The following is a 16,154-nucleotide window of genomic DNA, read 5'->3' as shown; positions in this document are numbered from 1 at the left end:
ATTCCGAAAGAACTCAATTGATATAAATTGTTCCACCTATCTTTTTCATATACTTCTCCAGCTTCTCCTCGCACTCCTCCCAGGTCACATCCACTCCCAAGTGGTCCATGATCTCCACGAGCTGCAGCTTTACCTCCTCCCAGGAGTACTTATTCTCTGATGAACACAGGTCGGTCAATAGCCTCATGGTGGGGACGAAGGCCTTCTTGAACTCCGCCCGGATGAATCTCAGGAAAGGCTCGGACAGATCCCTCCGACCATAGGACCTCAGCTCATCCAGGAGCTGATACTGGCTGGCGCAGGGATCTGAGAAGGGGTCTCGCAGGTCCTGACCGGTTGATTCAGAGAGGTTCCGGTAGGCCTGGGCGAAGATCTGGTCCACAAATGCTTTGTTGTATGCCTTCTCCCCGATCTCGGCGATCAGGCCGTAGGCCACGATCCTGCACCTCAAGAGCTGCACCTTTGCCTCCTCTGGGGGGAGCTTCAGGTGGATCTTGGTTACATACTCCTCCAGATGCATCAATCTGGTGCGAGGCTCAAAAGTAACCGTCATGGCAGATATCGCCTCCCTGAACAAAATTCGCATCATTTATCATGAATGAATGTTCTGGCTCTGATCACTTTTAAGCTTTCTCCAGCCGGGATGGAACCGGGAGAATGACGCTTTGCCTTTGATTCGAAAAATGGAGGTATGGTGTGCAGTTTTTTCAGTCAGGCGTCCGGGGCATTAGCGAATCTAGAGTTTCAGGATAGTTCAAGGCTTGGACACTAGCCTCTCCAATGCTCTTTTGCCCTCTTAAATATCTCTTCTGTGTTCTGATTTTCATATAGTCTTCTTGAGATCTCTACGTAATCAGTAGGTTCATGGTGGAATAGAGCAAGGAATCGGAGCGCTTTGGCTGGACCCAAAGCCTTATTCAAGGCATCTATCCCAACGAGTCTCAGTTCAGCATCATCGAGCGTCTTGGCCCTCTCAGTCATATATCCTCCAATCTGATGTAGTCCACTGGATTTGAGATCACAATTTCCAGTTCTAGTCTCTTGGCCTGATTTAATAATCTGTTGTCGCAGCTTAAGAAGTAATCGGCTCCGATGAAATTGGCAGATGCAAGATGGAGGGCATCTTTTGGTGTTATTCTGGATTTTCTCTGATATTCCAGAGCACACTCATAGATTTTATCATCAGGTCCAATTCTGATCTTGCAGAGGGTGGATAGTATGAAAGCTACATTCATTCTATTTGGAAAGGGGCAGAGTAAGGTCTCGTCCTCATGCATGAAGGACCAGGCCAGTTGGATCTGTTCAATCTCCGCTCTCAGAAAGATCTCTTCACAGGCTAGAGCCTCAAGCTGGATCTTGATCTGGCTGGTATCATCAAATCTTCTTTGAAAGCAATTGTAATCAAGATATATCAGATCCATTGAATATTCCTTCTCCTGTAACATGCATCTTCACGCTGAATTTCCTTTCACAATCCCGATCTCCTCATCCGTCAGCCCGTAGAGCCTGTAGACCACGGCATCGATTAGCTCATCCGTCTTCTCGATCCTCTCCATCAATGGGTCGAGCTTCTTTTTGGACCCCTCGAACTCCGACCGCAGCAACTCCCCCGGCTCCCGGCGGGAGGGGTCGATCGTCAGCTTCTTTTTGTTCTTCTTAAGAACCGCCAGCAGGCTCTCATAATCGCTATCATAGTAGCTCAGGATCCCGGTCTTGGGCTTGAGATCCTCAATCTTCGCCCCTAAATAGCCCTCCAGCCAGTCCAGAAAGCCCCGGATCTCCTGCTGCTTTTGCTTGTTCATCTCCAGCATCCTCTCCGCCAGGAAGGCGAGAAGATCGTGCACCACATCCGACTTCTCCTGCTCGGTGATGAAGTTGCCCGCTTCGTCCCTGGGCAGGCATGACTCCACTCCGGCCAGGATCTCATCGTGCTTTCCTTCGGCATAGAGCTGCTGCAGCTCCGCTGCCAGGCGGGCGCGCTCTGGGGCGGGAGTGGTGAAGGAGATGCGACGGATGGGTGTCTGTTCAACAAAAGCAGCAGAAAAATTGAAGCTATCGCCCTGCAAGTCAGTGCATACGCTGTGAATAAAGATGCGGAGTAGAGATGAATTTAATAGAGCTAATATAAAGAAGTCGCTGTCTGAAATTATGTAGGCTTTATTATTAGCATAGAACTTGGATGCGTCAAAGGTGAATCTCGCACTTCCAGCAATTTCGGGCCAAAAGAGCTTTGGATTTTCAAATTCATCGTAATAGTCACATGGACGGAGTTCCCACCAATATTCTCCTTTATCGTACCTCTTTTCTCCAAATTCTGCAAAAGGTGATAAATGACTGCAAATTGCCGGATAATCTTCTCTAAATTTGCTCCAAACGTCTGCGGATTCGGGATATTTAAGGCGAGTCCAGCCATTTGGTATTAATATCAGGAACTGATCGCTTGCAGGTGGTTCGTATCTCTTAATATCCTTACCAACTAAAAATGGTTTAATAAATTCCGCACTTTTAGGATCTTCCGCAATTAGTTGATCTTTTGCCTTCGCTCCAATCACAAATGCACTATTAAGCCCGGTTAATATCCCTCTATAAACTTTACATCTTGGGTATTTGCCTAATGGAACGCCCGATGATTTCAACTTATCAAGTATTTTTTGAGTATTCTCATTGGCCAGTGACCAGCTATCATCACCTAGAGATGCGCAATTGACGTGATAGCGTAGTTTTGATAGGTAATTCTCCAAATCTCGAAACTCAAGCGTCTCTACTTTTGCCGCATTGAAATTCGATCTCGGAGATGAGTTTGAGATGCGTATAATGCATGGATAAGTAGTGGCAGTTTCAAAAACAGCCAGGTCACCAAAATCAACTATCTCTTCCAAACTCTGCTCTCTCATCCATACCCGTAGAGGCTTGCCGTAATTTGCCTTCATCCATTTATTTGCTACGATGTAGGAAAAGACTCCTCTAGGTCTCAGCAGCAAAACACCACGTTCAATAAAATAAACATAAAGATCAGCGGCGCTTTGATAAGATCTATACTCGTTTTGCAGATAGAGCTTATCTTCTCCCAAATATTCTTGCCTTACATACGGTGGATTCCCAATCACCACGTCAAAGCCGCGCTCCTCTCCTAAAAACGCCTCCGGAAACTCCAGCTCCCAGTGGAAGAACCTCTTCTCCTCCGCAATCTCCTGCGCCCGCACGAACCACTCCTGGCTCCGCAGCCCCGCCCAGTCAGGGAACTTCTCCGGGCTGAGGTGGCCTTGCAGCTCATAGTAATCGTCCTCTTTGACCTTGTTTCCAAAGAACGTGGACAGCCAGACATTGGCCAGCTCCGCCAGCCTCCGGGAGAGCTCCGACTCCTTGATCTGCCTGAACTGCTCCTCCTTCCACTTCACCATCTTAAGGTTGTCATCCGGCAGAGCGGACATGAGGCTGTATCTGTGCAGAAGGCTGTCCGTATGGCTCTTCAACCCAAAGCTCCACAGCGGCGGCTCCTGGGCCTTCGTGCCCGGCAGGACGGAGAGCTTTTCCAGGTCTGCGCCGATGAGGGAGTTTCCGCATCGCAAATGGTGGTCCAAGAAGCTGAGCGGCTTGTTTGAGGCCACCGTCTTGAGCCACAATGAGAGCTTGGCCAGCTCCACCGCCATGGGGTTGAGGTCCACCCCGTAGATGCAGTTTCTCACCACCTCTCTTCTCGCCCAGTGGATGTCGTTCTCCGCTACTGCATCCGAATCCTCATCCTCCTGCCTGGCGATCTCACGAGCATGAATGATCTCCCGGGCGATGTAGTCCGTGGCCTCCACCAGGAAATGGCCCGAGCCCATGGCCGGATCGAGCACCTTTATGGAAAGCAGCTTTCGCAACAAATCGGTCCTGAGATCTGCATCCATCGAGGCTTCCTCCATCATGGGCTTGATGAGAGGTTCCAGGGTGTTCTTCACAATGTACTTTACAATATACTGAGGGGTGTAAAAGGAGCCTGTGGCCTTCCTCTCTCCTTTGTCCGTCACCAGATACAGGCCGCCCGCCTCCACGCTATCCGAGACCTTCTTGCCCGTTGCCTCTCTCTTCGGCAGCCAGACCTCCTTTCCCTTCTTGCTCTTCTCCTTGACCGCCACCATCGATTCTGTGGCGATGTTCAGCCTGTACTCCAAAATGCCCTCATAGATCGATCCCAAATGGCGGATATCTAAAGAGGAATAGTCGACGAAGACCGGGCCGTTCTCTCCCTGGGACCGGGCCAGCAGATCGATGGCCTCCGCCAGATAGGAGTTTCCGATCCTCTTCTCTCTTAGGAATGGATTTTTGGTCGGATCGAACAGGCCTCCATTGTAGGCCGGAATGTAAAACTCCTCTTTGGAGTAGCCGAAGGCCTCGCTCCCGTCATTGATCAGCCGGAAGAGATCCCTCAGGCTCTCCCAGTAGGTGGACTGGATGGCGAGGATTTTTTCACCTCGATCCTTCTTGCCTGCTATCTCCTCCTTCAGCCGACGCAGGCTCATCTCTCTGTAGTGGCGGTTGTCTACTTTGAGGAGCCTTCTGCTCTCCGCATAGAAGATGAATAAAAGGCGGTAGAGCAGACGGAGTGAGTTCTCCTGAACCTCTCTGAGCATCTGCTCCTGATCTTGCGGAACTGTCAGTGGCCATAGCGAGTTTGCCGGCTCATAGATGAAGCCCTCCGCCAGGACCTTCATCGCCCGGTAGACATTCTCCTGCAGGTCCTCGCCCACCTTCTGGGCATATGCTAAGCTTTCCTCCCGAATTTTATCCAGGAAGGAGGGTCCGAGTGGAGTCTCGGGAAAAGCCTCCCTCCGGAAGAAGAGATAAAAATACTTGAATATTGATAGGTCACCAGTCTCTTCGATCCGGGCGATCAGATCGGGAAGGTTCACCTCATAATATGAGTCCATGCTCACGCTTGAGTCCTCATGGTAGAGCCTCCACAGCCTGCCATTGGTGAGGATCGCCCATTTGGGCGGGGTTGCCCTCAGGTAGTTGTCGATCTGAAAGCTGGGGTTGGTCATCTCCCGCAGCACCCTTCCCTGACGGCTCTTATCTAGAACCACATTCCAGGCCTTGGCATCTCCAACGGCCACCGACCTCTTATAAAAGTCATCCGAGCCCTTTTGGGAATAGGCCTCATTCAGCGCCTCAGCATCGGGAAAGAAGGCATAATCGGGCTTCAGGGGATCATGATGCAGGCTCTCCTGGACGCCATAATGGTGGCCCAGGGCGTCTAAGACCGGGCGAATCCAGTTGTGCTCCAGATCCGCCTCAACATACCGAGGAAAGTTCTTCTCCTTCTCAAAGAATCTGTCCTTTATCCTGGTGTAGGCCTCCAAAAGACCGGATTCATCATCCCACTCCGAGGACTTCTGGACCATGTTCTCCAGGTAATGGTTGGAGAAAAGGTTGCTGTTGTTGAACACGTGCTCCTTAATGGTGACCTCTGCCGCTTCATCCAATCCGCTTCCCTCGATCTGCATTAACCATCGCTTGTAAGAAAAGCTTTTGGATGAATGATCTCAAATCAGCTTTACCTTCCCAGTCGATTTGTCCCTTTCGTATAGACTGCTATCCAGAGTCACCAGCGGCACACTTTTTATCCAGGCACAAGAGATAATCCATTATGATCGTCTGGTGGGGTTGGCTGCCGGAGCCGGTCCCTCCCCTACAATTTTTCCGCAAATGATCGCAGTCTATTAATAGGAATAATTATATTAGCACTTTCGCGAGAAAACCGAGGCGCAGCGGATAAATGCCCAGCACAAAATATACCAGAATAGAGATCACCCCCGAGGCTTACAGGGCCCTTGAAGCCGAAGCTATTCTGCAGGAGAAGACACTGAAGAAGCTAGCCTCCGAGCTGATTTTGCGGGGCATTTCCAAAGAGGCCCTCGATTTTATCAAGAAGGCAGGAGAATCCAAAAAAAATCGCCGGGCACTGGACAGCAGCGCCATGGAGAGGGCTATCGAGGAGATCGGGGCCACCGGGATGAGCTTCGATCAGTCTATTCTGGAGAACATGCACGATATCATTCAGGATGAGGGCTATTCCGAGGGAATGCTTTATGCCGTTCAGAACACCGCCTCTATGCAGAGAGATGAGCTTCACCGGGTGCTGAACATTTGCGAGCGCCACGGCCTGACCAACATTCTGGCAGCGGATATCATCCTGAACCTGAACAAGATCGAGTCCGGCACGAGATGAGAATTTGATCAAAATCGGCTCAGGGATTATGGATCTCCGCCCGCACTCTGCCCATCAACCTGTTCCTTTTTGGCCAGGCCAAGGCCGATGAACATCAATGGCGCCCCCAGTGTGACCCAGAGCCCTGCCAGCATGCTCCTAATGTAGTCGAGGGCCCAGTCGGCTGCCTCTATCTGCATCGCCTCTTTCAATCCATACCAGATCAGGACCACTCCTATCATTCCCAGAAGATAGCGGACCAGACGCCTGGATAGTGGACCGTCTGCCAAGAAGCCTCCTCTCCTCTTTAAAATAGCATAGCCAGAAGAGATACCAAGCATCATCCCTGCAGCACAGAATGCATCAACCGGGCTGACTGGATCGATGGGCTCTCCAGTTGCAGCCAGAGCATTGGCCTCCCAGGCAGAGGGCATCTGCCAGGCACCCGTGCCGGCCAGGCCCAGGAGATAAAGGGCGATGATGGCGAAAGAGGCTAGGGCGGCGAGCAGGATCTGGCCTTTCAGATTCATTCTTCCGATCTTCTCCTCCATAACTGGCATTGCCTTGATGGATGAGCCCAGAAGCACTGCACCCACGCCCCAGCCTACAAGCACATCTCCCAGGAAGTGGACCCCCAGATAGGCTCGAGAGAGACCGATTAATAAGCAGGTGCCAGCGGCCAGGAGATAGGCCCAACGCTTGTGGATGAGTTGTGCGGTCAGGCCCCAGATGGAGACGGCATTCTGGGCGTGCCCGGAGGGCATGCCAAAGGAGGGTTCAGTGCTCCAGGCCTGGACATTGGGATCGACCCAGTAAGGCCTGGGGCCGTGCAGAGCGATCTTCAGGGCAGAATTCAGCCCATGGCTCGTGACCAGCATCAGTCCCACCCTGAAGCCCCATTTTGCATCCCAGCACCAGAACAGGAAGGGCATAAAGAGGAGCATGAACTCCAGCGATCCCAATGAGGTGGCCAATCTCATTATCGGGATGGCCCAGTCCTGGCCCTGCAGGAATAGGATTATGGAGAGGTCCGTATCCATCATATTCCAAAAATATCTCTGTCCTATTGCGCCATCTCGTCCGTCTGCATCATGCCGAAGATGTTCTTCTCGCTATCCAGGCAGTAGGCCAGCCAGCCGACACCCATAATTGGCATCTTGGGGACTGCAACCCTTCCCCCTGCCCGAATAACCCGGTCGATATGCTCGTCAAGGTCAGGAACTTCTATTGTGCAGATGAATGAGTTGACCGATTGTCCCTCTGCCGGAGGAGGACCGCGGCGGAAGACGAGACCGCCGTTGATGCCAGGCTCAGCCTCACTGCCGGTCGTAACCTGCCAGTAACGATTCTCATCCTTGATCTTCACTTTTGGGATCAGCCATTCATCGATCTGCCAGCCGAAGACCTCCCGGTAGAAGCTCGCTGCTCTCTCGGGATTCTCTGCCTGTATCTCAAAATGGACTACTCGGTTCATGCGAAATGCATTATTTATGCATTATATTTAGATTAATTGGCTTGCTCCTCTTCCTGAGAGTGATCGTTCTCCGGCACTGGACAAGATGATGCCTCGACCGGCTGCTTCATGATTATGACATTCTGATATGGATACGGGATCTCAATTCCCTCTGCATCAAACCTTTTTTTTACTGCTTCCCTTATGTCGCACCCGGCATCGTATGCCATCCCCCGGCTGGGGGCGTAGAAGGTCAGGCGCAGGTTCATGGCAAAGTCTCCCAGCTCGATGAGGCGGACATTGATGCCCTTCTCCTTCAGAACATGGGGGTGGCTCTCGGCCACCTCTGTGATGATGCTTCGTGCCTTATCGATATCCGATGAGTAGCCTATTCCAAAATTAACCGGCCAAACGGTCTCCGGATTGCCGATGCTCCAGTTCACAATGAAGTCTGAGCCCATCAGCTTGTTCGGCACTATTATTCTCCTCTGGTCCCAGGTGCAGATTATCGTATGGCGCAGAGTTATATCCTCTACATAGCCATACTCGCCTTTGAAGTCGACGTAGTCGCCAATTCGCATCGGCTTGAAGATGGCCAGAAAGATCCCGGATATTATATTGGAGAGGGAGTCCTGGGCGGCAAAACCAATGGCCAGGGTTGCCACACCAGCGCCGGCCAGCATGGCGATGGCAATTCTGTTCAGGGAGGGGATCAGGAGTATGGTCATTAAAAAGCCGATGGAATATATCGCCGCGACGATGAGCCTGCGGGTCATGGCATGGGAGGTCTCATCAAACTCTTTGCCAAGCCGGCTGGATTCCACAATTTTTGGGATCTGCTTCTCCAGCAGACCATTGACCAGCCGGGCGATTAAAATAGTTAAGATGATAATTATAGATATGGATATGATGGTCGAGATAATGTACCATACGTTCTCTGCCAGAGCGCTTCCAATATAACGTATATATATGTATTTAATTATTGATATAATATCCTCTGCAGGACCTCGTCCGGTTAATTGGGAGGAGAACTCTGGAATATCTGCAAAGGGCAAGGTCATAAACCAGATTTCGACATCTGCAATACATAAAGGTTTGTGTTATTCCATGCACCTACCCGGGCCGCTGACCAAAACCTAAAAAATGGATGGAAATCCTTTCCGGCTGTACACAGCTAATCGCATACAGCCGCTTCTGCCAGCGAGCGCAGCGGCACTACATAGGGCCGACCCATAGCGTTCATGACCATGGCCTCTATGCCGTAGACCTGGCTGATATTAACCTCATTAAGAAGGGCCTTCGGCTCTCCTGCTGCATAGACCTTGCCTTCTTTTAGCATCACCAGCTTATCTGAGAAGCGGGAGGCTAAGTTGAGGTCATGGATGGCCATCACTGCGGAGATCTTCTTCTCCTTGACCAGGCTGCTCACCGTCTCCATCACCTCTAGCTGATGGAGCATATCCAGGTTGGATGTGGGCTCGTCCAGGAGCAGGACTGCCGGTTCCTGGGCCAGAGCACGGGCGATGAGCACCTTCTGTTTCTGGCCGCCGGAGAGCTGGGAGAAGTCACGCATGGCCAGGTCTTCCAGATGCAGCCTCTCCAAGACCTCAGCCACCTTATCCAGGTCTGAGTCCTGTACCCTCCAGCCGATATGAGGCCTTCTGCCCATGAGGACGGTATCAAAGACGGTTGTTGCCAGGGGGGTGGAGCTGGACTGGGGCACATAGCCGATCTGCCTGGCTACCTCCTGCCGGCTCATTCTTTCTATCTCCTGGCCGTTCATGAGGATGCTGCCCTTGGGCTTAAGGATGCGGTCCATGCACTTTATAAGGGTGGTCTTTCCCGAGCCGTTTGGCCCCACCAGGCTCAAGATCTCTGAGCTTTTCACAATGATGTTTACTCCATCGAGTATCTTATGGCTGTTGTAGCCGAATACGAGGTTCTTGATCGTGATTTCCACCAAGGGGCTGCCTCCTTTGAATATCGGATATCTAAGACGATGCGGCGCACATCTCAGATGAAGCGCATCTAGATATTCTTCTGTGATCGATTTTGTTAATATCTATTTCCTAATTCATGCTATCTATTATGGATAAATAGCTGTTGGTGTATGGATGGAATTTCGCAAAAACATCTCATTGTAAATGGATTTCATGATAGATGATTATGGTATCATATATCATTTGTGCGCTGATCTCCGAAAATCAAGATCATGAGCTGCTAGCGTGGCAAAATTGCAGTATCAGAAAATGATATTAATTATGGAAAAAATAACATTTATTGTTAACATCTCCTTGGTGGAAAATCAGGATGCCCACTTCTCAAGTTTTTAAAAAAATTAAGTTATAAATAATTAGACATCTGTCAATGATAGGGTGTGACTATTCCATAGACAGTGGTGCCTGGTGGCACATTTATGATCTTCTGCACTCCTTTCTCGAAGTAAATATCCTTCGGGTAGTTGTGCTCTCCATCGAAGATCCTGATGTTGTGGATCATTCCGCCCACCACCTTGAACTTGAAGACACCATCCAGAAGATCGCCACCGGTTCCCTCTTTGCCAATGAGAACTCCGTCCACATAGACATCATAGCTCTTCAAGGTGGTCTGGATGGTCACCGGCGTGTCTCCCGCGACAATTGCAGGCACGGCAGGCTTTGCAGCCACAGCAGCCGGGTATTGAGTGGTGCTGCTGGCAGAGGTGGTCTGCTGGGCCGTTCCGCTGTATGTCTGCATGACGCTGGTTGTGGCTCCGGGGAGCATCTGCACCGCCTGCGTAGGCTGTACGGTTTGCATGGCCTGCACTCCAGAGGCTGCAGGGTTGTTGGTGGATGGTGGCATATCAGCTGCCACTGCCGTCTGCTGGGCTGGAGGGGCCTGGCTGATCACATCGATGATGATGGCGTTGCTGGGCTGATTATTGAGCACAAAGAGGAGAATGTGCCTGCCCACCTCATCAGCCTTGAAGTTCAGGCTGTTGTATCCGGGGTAGAGGTCCAGACGCTTGCTGGTGATGTTGAGGGAGTTGCTCTGAAGGATCCAATAGTAGTCCGCCTGGCCGCCCACGGGGGCAAAGGCGATGAACTGAATGCCGGATCCCGCAGGAACAATGGCGTACTGGGACCAGTCAGCTCCTTTCTGAATCCAGAGCTCATTTCCTCTGCTGGCGGCCACTGTAGATTGGTACTGGGTATATGCGATCCCCTTACCGCTGCCGAAATATATCCGGGAAGGAACATTTTGAGTCACATCGATCTTTACCGGAGCGAAGGTCTTGACCACTGGGACAGAGCTCTCCATATAGAACTCGGAAAAGAAGGTGGTGGCGGTGCTGACATCCTGGAACTCCGGGCCAAACCAGAAACCTTCCCCACCTTCGGTGCCGAACCCGAACAGGCTCTTGACGAATTCTTCATCGAAGTCAGTCTCGGAGACCTCCATGGACTGCGATATGGATACATCATATCCATTTGCCACTCCCAACCCTATGAACAGGGCCAAGAGACATAAGCATAGGCAATTGAATCTCAACTATTGCACCTCAATGAATACTGACTGGACTTGTGTCTATTTAGCCTTAAGTCTTGTATCAGGCTCATCTGAATCTCATGGAAGAGAACAAGAGTTATTTTATCCTGTTATGAAACACCCTCTTTGCCTTTCCTTCCTGGCGGGGCAAGCCTCCCAGGGGGAAGACGTCTCCTTTGGGGGAGAATCCCAGCGCCTCTTTGAGAGCCTTTTCCACCATATAGCCGGTCACTCCCGGTTCGGCTTCGACATTGACCCGGACGCTATTGACTCCGTCCTCCTCCTCCACTATGATCTGGTAGTTGTTGCCAATGCCCGGTATTCCCAGGAGGGTTTGCTCAATCTGCTTGGGGAAGAAGTTCACCCCTTTCACAATCAGCATGTCATCCCTTCGCCCGGTTATCGGTGCTAGACGGATGTGAGTTCTGCCGCATTTGCATCTGTCCCGGGATATGACATGGGTGAGGTCAGCTGTCCGGAAACGGATCATGGGCAGCGCCTCGCGGGTGAGCGAGGTGAAGACCAGCTCTCCCTCTTCTCCGTCATCCACTGGCTCTCCTGTCTTTGGATCGATGATCTCCAGGATATACTGATCCTCCCAGATGTGGATCCCGTCGTGCGCCGGGCAGTCCATGCCTAATGTGCCAACGCCTCCGGACTCAGTCATGCCGTATATGTCGAAGACGTCGATGTCCAGGCCCGAGGAGATCTTCTTTTTCATGGAGTCAGAGAAAACCTCAGCTCCGAAGATGCCTATCTCCAGGTCCGGCAGGCTCTCTTTCTCTTCGGCCAGCACCTCCATCAACCGGATGCCATAGCTCACCACTCCGGTGAAAACCCTGGTCTTCAGATCTCGAGCCAGGCGGATCTGCCGGGCGGTGTTTCCCGGACCGGCGGGGATCACGAACAGTCCTGCTGCCCGAGCGCCATGATACATGCCAAAGCCACCATTGAAAAGGCCGAAGAGGGGTGTGATCTGGGTGGGGTCCCCAGGCTTCGCCCCGGCCATACGGTAGCAGCGGGCCATGCATTCCGCCCATTGATCAAGGTCTGAGCGGGTGTAGGGCATGACTACCGGGGTGCCGGTGGAGCCGCTGGACATATGCATCTCCACGATCTGATCGCGGGGAACGCAGGCCATATTCAGGGGGTAGCTCTCCCTGAGGATGTCCTTGCCGGTGAAGGGCAGTCGGACCACGTCCTCTGCCGTCCTGATATCCTCAGGCCGGACGCCTTTCTCGTCGAATAGACGCCGGTAGATCGGATTGGATTCATAGACGTGACCGACGATGGCCCTCAGCCGCTCGGACTGAATCTGGGTGATTCTCTCTCGGGAGGCCGTCTCCATCGGTTCATTGTGAAATTTGCTCAATTCTGTCATGCTTTGCTCCTGCCAAGTGAAAATGCTCTCAAATTGAGATCTCGGAACTTCTCCCGGACGCACAGGCCGATGGCCTCCTCCCAGGATTCCAGGGGGAGGTCCAGCCCACGGGATATCGTCCCCAATAGTATGATGTTCGCTGCCCTGCTGTCGCCCAGCTCTCCTGCCAGCTTCGGGGCGTCGATATAGACCAGCCGGGGAAAAGCCCTGGCCAGCAGTTCCTCCGCATTCTCTGGGTAGCGGGCAAGACCGGAGGAGACTGTCACCGGCACAATGGCCTGGCTGCTGACTGCGGCCAGGCCGTCCGGCCGGAGAAATTCCCAGTACCGCAGGGCTTCCACCTTCTCCAGCGCCCCCAGGATATGAGCGCCCTTTTTGGAGACCAGGGGGCTCTTGACCTCTTCTCCATAACGAATCTGGGCCATCACCGAGCCTCCTCGCTGGGCCATGCCGTGCACCTCATTGGTCTTGACCTGGTAGCCCTGAATCATCGCTGCCTGGGCTAATATCTCGCTGGCCAGCAGTATCCCTTGACCGCCCACGCCGACGAGGACGATGCTCTTTGTGCCGTTCGAGTCCGGGTTGTCTGCGCTCTCCGTTCTCTCCCTGCTTTCTTTGTTCATCATTCCCTCTGTCCTCTCCGCCACCCTCTCGATCATACTCCCTCCCGGCTGACAATCGCCCCGGCAGGGCAGATCTGTTCGCACAGGCCACAGCCCGCACAGAGGGTCTGATTGATCTTCATCACCCCATCCACTCCCTCTATCGCCGGGCAGCCCAAAGAGAGGCACAGCTCGCAAGCCCGGCACTCCTCCGCCAGGATGGTTCTCATCGCCCCCACCCGTCTCCTCTCCCGCAGGGGGCAGGGAGCGCGGGATACAATAAGAGAGGGCTCAAGAGCCGCCAGCTCCTCTTTGATCGCCTCTCTGGCGTTATCCAGCTGGTAGGGATCTATCGACCTGACCCGATTGATCCCGCAGGCCCGGCCGATATCCTCGATGGAGACGGCGACTGTGGGCTCGCCGCCAATGGTCCTGCCGGTGCCCGGATGGTCCTGGTGGCCGGTCATGGCAGTGGTGCGGTTGTCCAGCACAATTATTGTGGAGTGGCCCTTATTGTAGACAATATCCAAGAGCCCCGTGATCCCGGAATGAAAGAAGGTGGAGTCTCCAACCACGCCCACCACCTTTCTCTTCTCCCCTGCTTTCTCCATGCCGTGAGCCATGGAGACTCCCGCTCCCATGCAGAGGATGCTGTCCATCCGGTCCAGGGGCGGAAAAGCGCCCAGGCTGTAGCATCCGATGTCCCCGGTGACCACCACATCCTCCCTGGAGAGGGCATAAAAGACCCCTCGGTGAGGGCAACCGGGGCAGAGCACCGGCGGGCGGGGAGGAAGAAGCTCTCGGAAAGGATCTTCTTCCTTTCGGGTGGCCTCTCCTCCATCCATCAGCCTTCTGGACTGGAGCAGTCGGTCCACGGACAGCTCCATGATCCCCGGCACGAAATCTCTCCCCTGGCAGGATATCCCCAGGGCTTTTACGTGCTCTTCTATGAATGGATCCAATTCCTCAACCACCAGCAGCCGGTCCACACCTTGGGCAAACTCCCGGATCAATGCGTCTGGGAAGGGATAAGAGAATCCCAGCTTCAGAACCGAGGCCTCCGGCCAGACCTCGCGGGCATACTGGTAGGCGATGGAGGAGGTGATGATTCCCAGGCCTTTTGACCGCCACTCAATGCGGTTTGCTGGCGACTTTTCAGAGAGCGCCTGCAGCCCTTTCAGCCTCTCTTCCACTCTCTGGCGCATGGGCCGGCCCCAGACCGGTATGGGAACGAACCGGGGCGGGTTCTTGACAAAGCCGATCTCCTTCTTCGCCTGCTCCCGTTCTCCCAGCTCGACCAGGCTGCGAGAGTGGCTGACCCTGGTGGTGGTGCGCAGGATGGCCGGGGTCTTGAACTCCTCCGAGACGGAGAGGGCGAGCATGAGCAGATCCTTGGCCTCCTGGCTGTCCGCCGGCTCAAAAAGGGGGACCCGGGCAAAGCGGGCATAGTTTCTGGTGTCCTGCTCATTTTGGGAGGAGTGCATCCCCGGGTCGTCTGCCACGCAGGCCACAAACCCGCCCTCCACGCTGATGTAGCTCAATGTCATGAGGGGGTCAGCAGCCACATTCAGTCCCACATGCTTCATGGTCACAATGGAGCGCGCCCCGGCCAGGGATGCTCCGGCTGCGACCTCAAAGGCCACCTTCTCATTGGGCGACCACTCGCAGTAAACCTCCGGACTGTACCGGGCCAGGTTCTCCAGGATCTCGGTGGAGGGAGTCCCGGGGTAGCCCGTGCCGATGGTTACACCGGCCTCGTAGGCCCCACGGGCTATGGCCTCATTGCCGGAGAGCAATCTTCTCAAATCCTTTTCACCTTCGCCTGAAATTACTCGTTATGGGATTTTTCGCTGGTTTATATTGATCTTTTATGCACATTCTTATACATCAGAGTATGATCTGTCCCTATGGATGAGGGGATATAATTCTTGTGGTTTGCGGGTTTGGAAGTCACAACGTCTAACCCCCTCTATCCCGGAGACAAAATGAATAGAATTCAGGATACGGAGCCACTGTGAATCTACAGCAGTATGTGCGCTACCAGAAGATTGAATAGCAGGAAGTTGAAATATATAGATTCTACACAAGGATGGAGACAATAGCATGAGTGCCAGCGAAACCATAGAATGTGTATACGAAGGCGGTGTCTTCAAGCCGATGGAAGATGTAAAGCTAGAGGAAGGCACAAAACTAAAGATCAAAATTGAAAAGGTAGATCTCTCGAAATACTACGGCATGTTTGGCAAGGCTTCTGCAGAGAGGCTCGAAGAGCTTGAGGGCGAGGTCTATCTGTGATATTCATCGATACCAATATATTTTATAATGCTTTCTTTGATACAAAATTTTCGAACTCCGCCAGGAGATTTATAGATCAAAATCATAAACTCGTCACATCATCCACGGTCATACATGAGCTGATTTTTGTATCGGTTAGAAATCTGTGCGAAGAGCGTTACGGAACGAAAAATCATGCCTCATTCAAGAGGTTCCTCATTGATAACGGCTACGCGCCATTTGAGAAAGAGATAGAAGCTATATTCCGCTTCATCGATGCAAGATGCATTTCCTTGGTGCCAATCAATGATGATATGAACCACTGGCGGGAGACCATGATACAATACAGGCTTCTGCCATATGACGCACTAATAGCTTCGACCTGCTATCGCAACGGAATCAAAAAGATCGCAAGCTTTGACCGGGATTTTCGAAGAGTTGACTTTTTGGAAGTAGTGGAACTCTAGGCGAAACCCCATCCGTCCTTCATCCAATTCTTTCCATCCACGCTGCTGGAGCTTAATGCGCATGTATCCACTCGTTGGAGCGATGAATGTGCTAAAATGGCCAACTTGTCCATTTTCTGCTCACGATCTCTCTTAAATAAAAAGACTTATTAAATCGCACGTATACCGTTCATGGCAAACTGATAAATCGTCTGCAGAAAGCAACAATAATCGGTCATGTGATTTGTGGATGTGGGAGCTATAGATACATGGAAAT

Annotated in this window: 15 protein-coding genes; 3 read left to right on the top strand and 12 right to left on the bottom strand. The window is 52.4% G+C overall.

Annotated features, from left to right (window positions below; translation table 11 throughout):
• Positions 1–13: 13 nt before the first annotated feature.
• From MCON_RS04845 to MCON_RS04830, 4 genes are all read right to left on the bottom strand, one after another.
• Positions 14–553 carry a hypothetical protein gene (locus MCON_RS04845; protein WP_157863678.1) on the bottom strand — a complete coding sequence of 180 codons (540 nt, stop codon included), beginning with the start codon at positions 551–553 and terminating at the stop codon, positions 14–16.
• Between the two features lie 215 nt (positions 554–768).
• Positions 769–981: a hypothetical protein gene (locus tag MCON_RS04840; RefSeq protein ID WP_013718899.1), complete on the bottom strand. Its 213-nt coding sequence runs from the start codon at positions 979–981 to the stop codon at positions 769–771.
• Positions 978–1,421 carry a PIN domain-containing protein gene (locus MCON_RS04835; protein ID WP_013718898.1) on the bottom strand — a complete coding sequence of 148 codons (444 nt, stop codon included), beginning with the start codon at positions 1,419–1,421 and terminating at the stop codon, positions 978–980. The genes MCON_RS04840 and MCON_RS04835 overlap by 4 nt, the downstream gene beginning before the upstream one ends.
• Positions 1,422–1,451: 30 nt before the next feature.
• On the bottom strand, positions 1,452–5,489 hold the full coding sequence (locus MCON_RS04830) for an Eco57I restriction-modification methylase domain-containing protein (protein WP_013718897.1): 4,038 nt from the start codon (positions 5,487–5,489) through the stop codon (positions 1,452–1,454).
• Between the two features lie 272 nt (positions 5,490–5,761).
• On the opposite strand from MCON_RS04830, the gene MCON_RS04825 reads away from it, so the two are divergent.
• On the top strand, positions 5,762–6,214 hold the full coding sequence (locus MCON_RS04825; protein ID WP_013718896.1) for a hypothetical protein: 453 nt from the start codon (positions 5,762–5,764) through the stop codon (positions 6,212–6,214).
• A gap of 26 nt (positions 6,215–6,240) precedes the next feature.
• Here MCON_RS04825 and MCON_RS04820 read toward each other — a convergent pair whose 3' ends face one another.
• From MCON_RS04820 to iorA, 8 genes are all read right to left on the bottom strand, one after another.
• Positions 6,241–7,236, bottom strand: a complete 996-nt coding sequence (locus MCON_RS04820) for a phosphatase PAP2 family protein (RefSeq protein WP_013718895.1) — start codon at positions 7,234–7,236, stop codon at positions 6,241–6,243.
• Between the two features lie 20 nt (positions 7,237–7,256).
• On the bottom strand, positions 7,257–7,667 hold the full coding sequence (locus MCON_RS04815; protein ID WP_013718894.1) for a VOC family protein: 411 nt from the start codon (positions 7,665–7,667) through the stop codon (positions 7,257–7,259).
• A 32-nt stretch (positions 7,668–7,699) separates the two neighbouring features.
• Positions 7,700–8,707 carry a mechanosensitive ion channel family protein gene (locus MCON_RS04810; RefSeq protein ID WP_013718893.1) on the bottom strand — a complete coding sequence of 336 codons (1,008 nt, stop codon included), beginning with the start codon at positions 8,705–8,707 and terminating at the stop codon, positions 7,700–7,702.
• Positions 8,708–8,820: 113 nt separating this feature from the next.
• Positions 8,821–9,609, bottom strand: a complete 789-nt coding sequence (locus tag MCON_RS04805) for an ABC transporter ATP-binding protein (protein ID WP_013718892.1) — start codon at positions 9,607–9,609, stop codon at positions 8,821–8,823.
• A 401-nt stretch (positions 9,610–10,010) separates the two neighbouring features.
• Positions 10,011–11,147 carry a hypothetical protein gene (locus MCON_RS04800; protein WP_048131911.1) on the bottom strand — a complete coding sequence of 379 codons (1,137 nt, stop codon included), beginning with the start codon at positions 11,145–11,147 and terminating at the stop codon, positions 10,011–10,013.
• Between the two features lie 124 nt (positions 11,148–11,271).
• A complete protein-coding gene (locus MCON_RS04795; protein ID WP_013718890.1) occupies positions 11,272–12,555 on the bottom strand; it encodes a phenylacetate--CoA ligase family protein in 1,284 nt (427 codons plus the stop codon).
• Positions 12,552–13,214: an indolepyruvate oxidoreductase subunit beta gene (locus MCON_RS04790; RefSeq protein ID WP_013718889.1), complete on the bottom strand. Its 663-nt coding sequence runs from the start codon at positions 13,212–13,214 to the stop codon at positions 12,552–12,554. Before MCON_RS04790 ends, MCON_RS04795 begins: the two co-directional genes overlap by 4 nt.
• Positions 13,211–14,962: an indolepyruvate ferredoxin oxidoreductase subunit alpha gene (gene iorA, locus MCON_RS04785; RefSeq protein ID WP_013718888.1), complete on the bottom strand. Its 1,752-nt coding sequence runs from the start codon at positions 14,960–14,962 to the stop codon at positions 13,211–13,213. Before iorA ends, MCON_RS04790 begins: the two co-directional genes overlap by 4 nt.
• A gap of 298 nt (positions 14,963–15,260) precedes the next feature.
• Between iorA and MCON_RS04780 the strand changes: the two genes are divergently transcribed.
• Together MCON_RS04780 and MCON_RS15580 are read left to right on the top strand one after the other, a co-directional pair.
• Positions 15,261–15,452 carry an antitoxin family protein gene (locus tag MCON_RS04780; RefSeq protein WP_013718887.1) on the top strand — a complete coding sequence of 64 codons (192 nt, stop codon included), beginning with the start codon at positions 15,261–15,263 and terminating at the stop codon, positions 15,450–15,452.
• Positions 15,449–15,898, top strand: a complete 450-nt coding sequence (locus MCON_RS15580) for a PIN domain-containing protein (protein WP_013718886.1) — start codon at positions 15,449–15,451, stop codon at positions 15,896–15,898. The genes MCON_RS04780 and MCON_RS15580 overlap by 4 nt, the downstream gene beginning before the upstream one ends.
• Positions 15,899–16,154: the final 256 nt, after the last annotated feature.

The sequence above is a fragment of the Methanothrix soehngenii GP6 genome, from assembly GCF_000204415.1.
Taxonomy (GTDB): Archaea; Halobacteriota; Methanosarcinia; order Methanotrichales; family Methanotrichaceae; genus Methanothrix; species Methanothrix soehngenii.
This window is presented reverse-complemented; position numbering and strand designations above follow the sequence as displayed.

What these genes read in the sequence shown, in the direction of transcription:
- MCON_RS04845 (WP_157863678.1), bottom strand. Translation starts at nt 553, where the DNA reads ATGACGGTTACTTTTGAGCCTCGCACCAGATTGATGCATCTGGAGGAG.
- MCON_RS04840 (WP_013718899.1), bottom strand. Translation starts at nt 981, where the DNA reads ATGACTGAGAGGGCCAAGACGCTCGATGATGCTGAACTGAGACTCGTT.
- MCON_RS04835 (WP_013718898.1), bottom strand. Translation starts at nt 1,421, where the DNA reads ATGGATCTGATATATCTTGATTACAATTGCTTTCAAAGAAGATTTGAT.
- MCON_RS04830 (WP_013718897.1), bottom strand. Translation starts at nt 5,489, where the DNA reads ATGCAGATCGAGGGAAGCGGATTGGATGAAGCGGCAGAGGTCACCATT.
- MCON_RS04825 (WP_013718896.1), top strand. Translation starts at nt 5,762, where the DNA reads ATGCCCAGCACAAAATATACCAGAATAGAGATCACCCCCGAGGCTTAC.
- MCON_RS04820 (WP_013718895.1), bottom strand. Translation starts at nt 7,236, where the DNA reads ATGATGGATACGGACCTCTCCATAATCCTATTCCTGCAGGGCCAGGAC.
- MCON_RS04815 (WP_013718894.1), bottom strand. Translation starts at nt 7,667, where the DNA reads ATGAACCGAGTAGTCCATTTTGAGATACAGGCAGAGAATCCCGAGAGA.
- MCON_RS04810 (WP_013718893.1), bottom strand. Translation starts at nt 8,707, where the DNA reads ATGACCTTGCCCTTTGCAGATATTCCAGAGTTCTCCTCCCAATTAACC.
- MCON_RS04795 (WP_013718890.1), bottom strand. Translation starts at nt 12,555, where the DNA reads ATGACAGAATTGAGCAAATTTCACAATGAACCGATGGAGACGGCCTCC.
- MCON_RS04790 (WP_013718889.1), bottom strand. Translation starts at nt 13,214, where the DNA reads ATGATCGAGAGGGTGGCGGAGAGGACAGAGGGAATGATGAACAAAGAA.
- MCON_RS04780 (WP_013718887.1), top strand. Translation starts at nt 15,261, where the DNA reads ATGAGTGCCAGCGAAACCATAGAATGTGTATACGAAGGCGGTGTCTTC.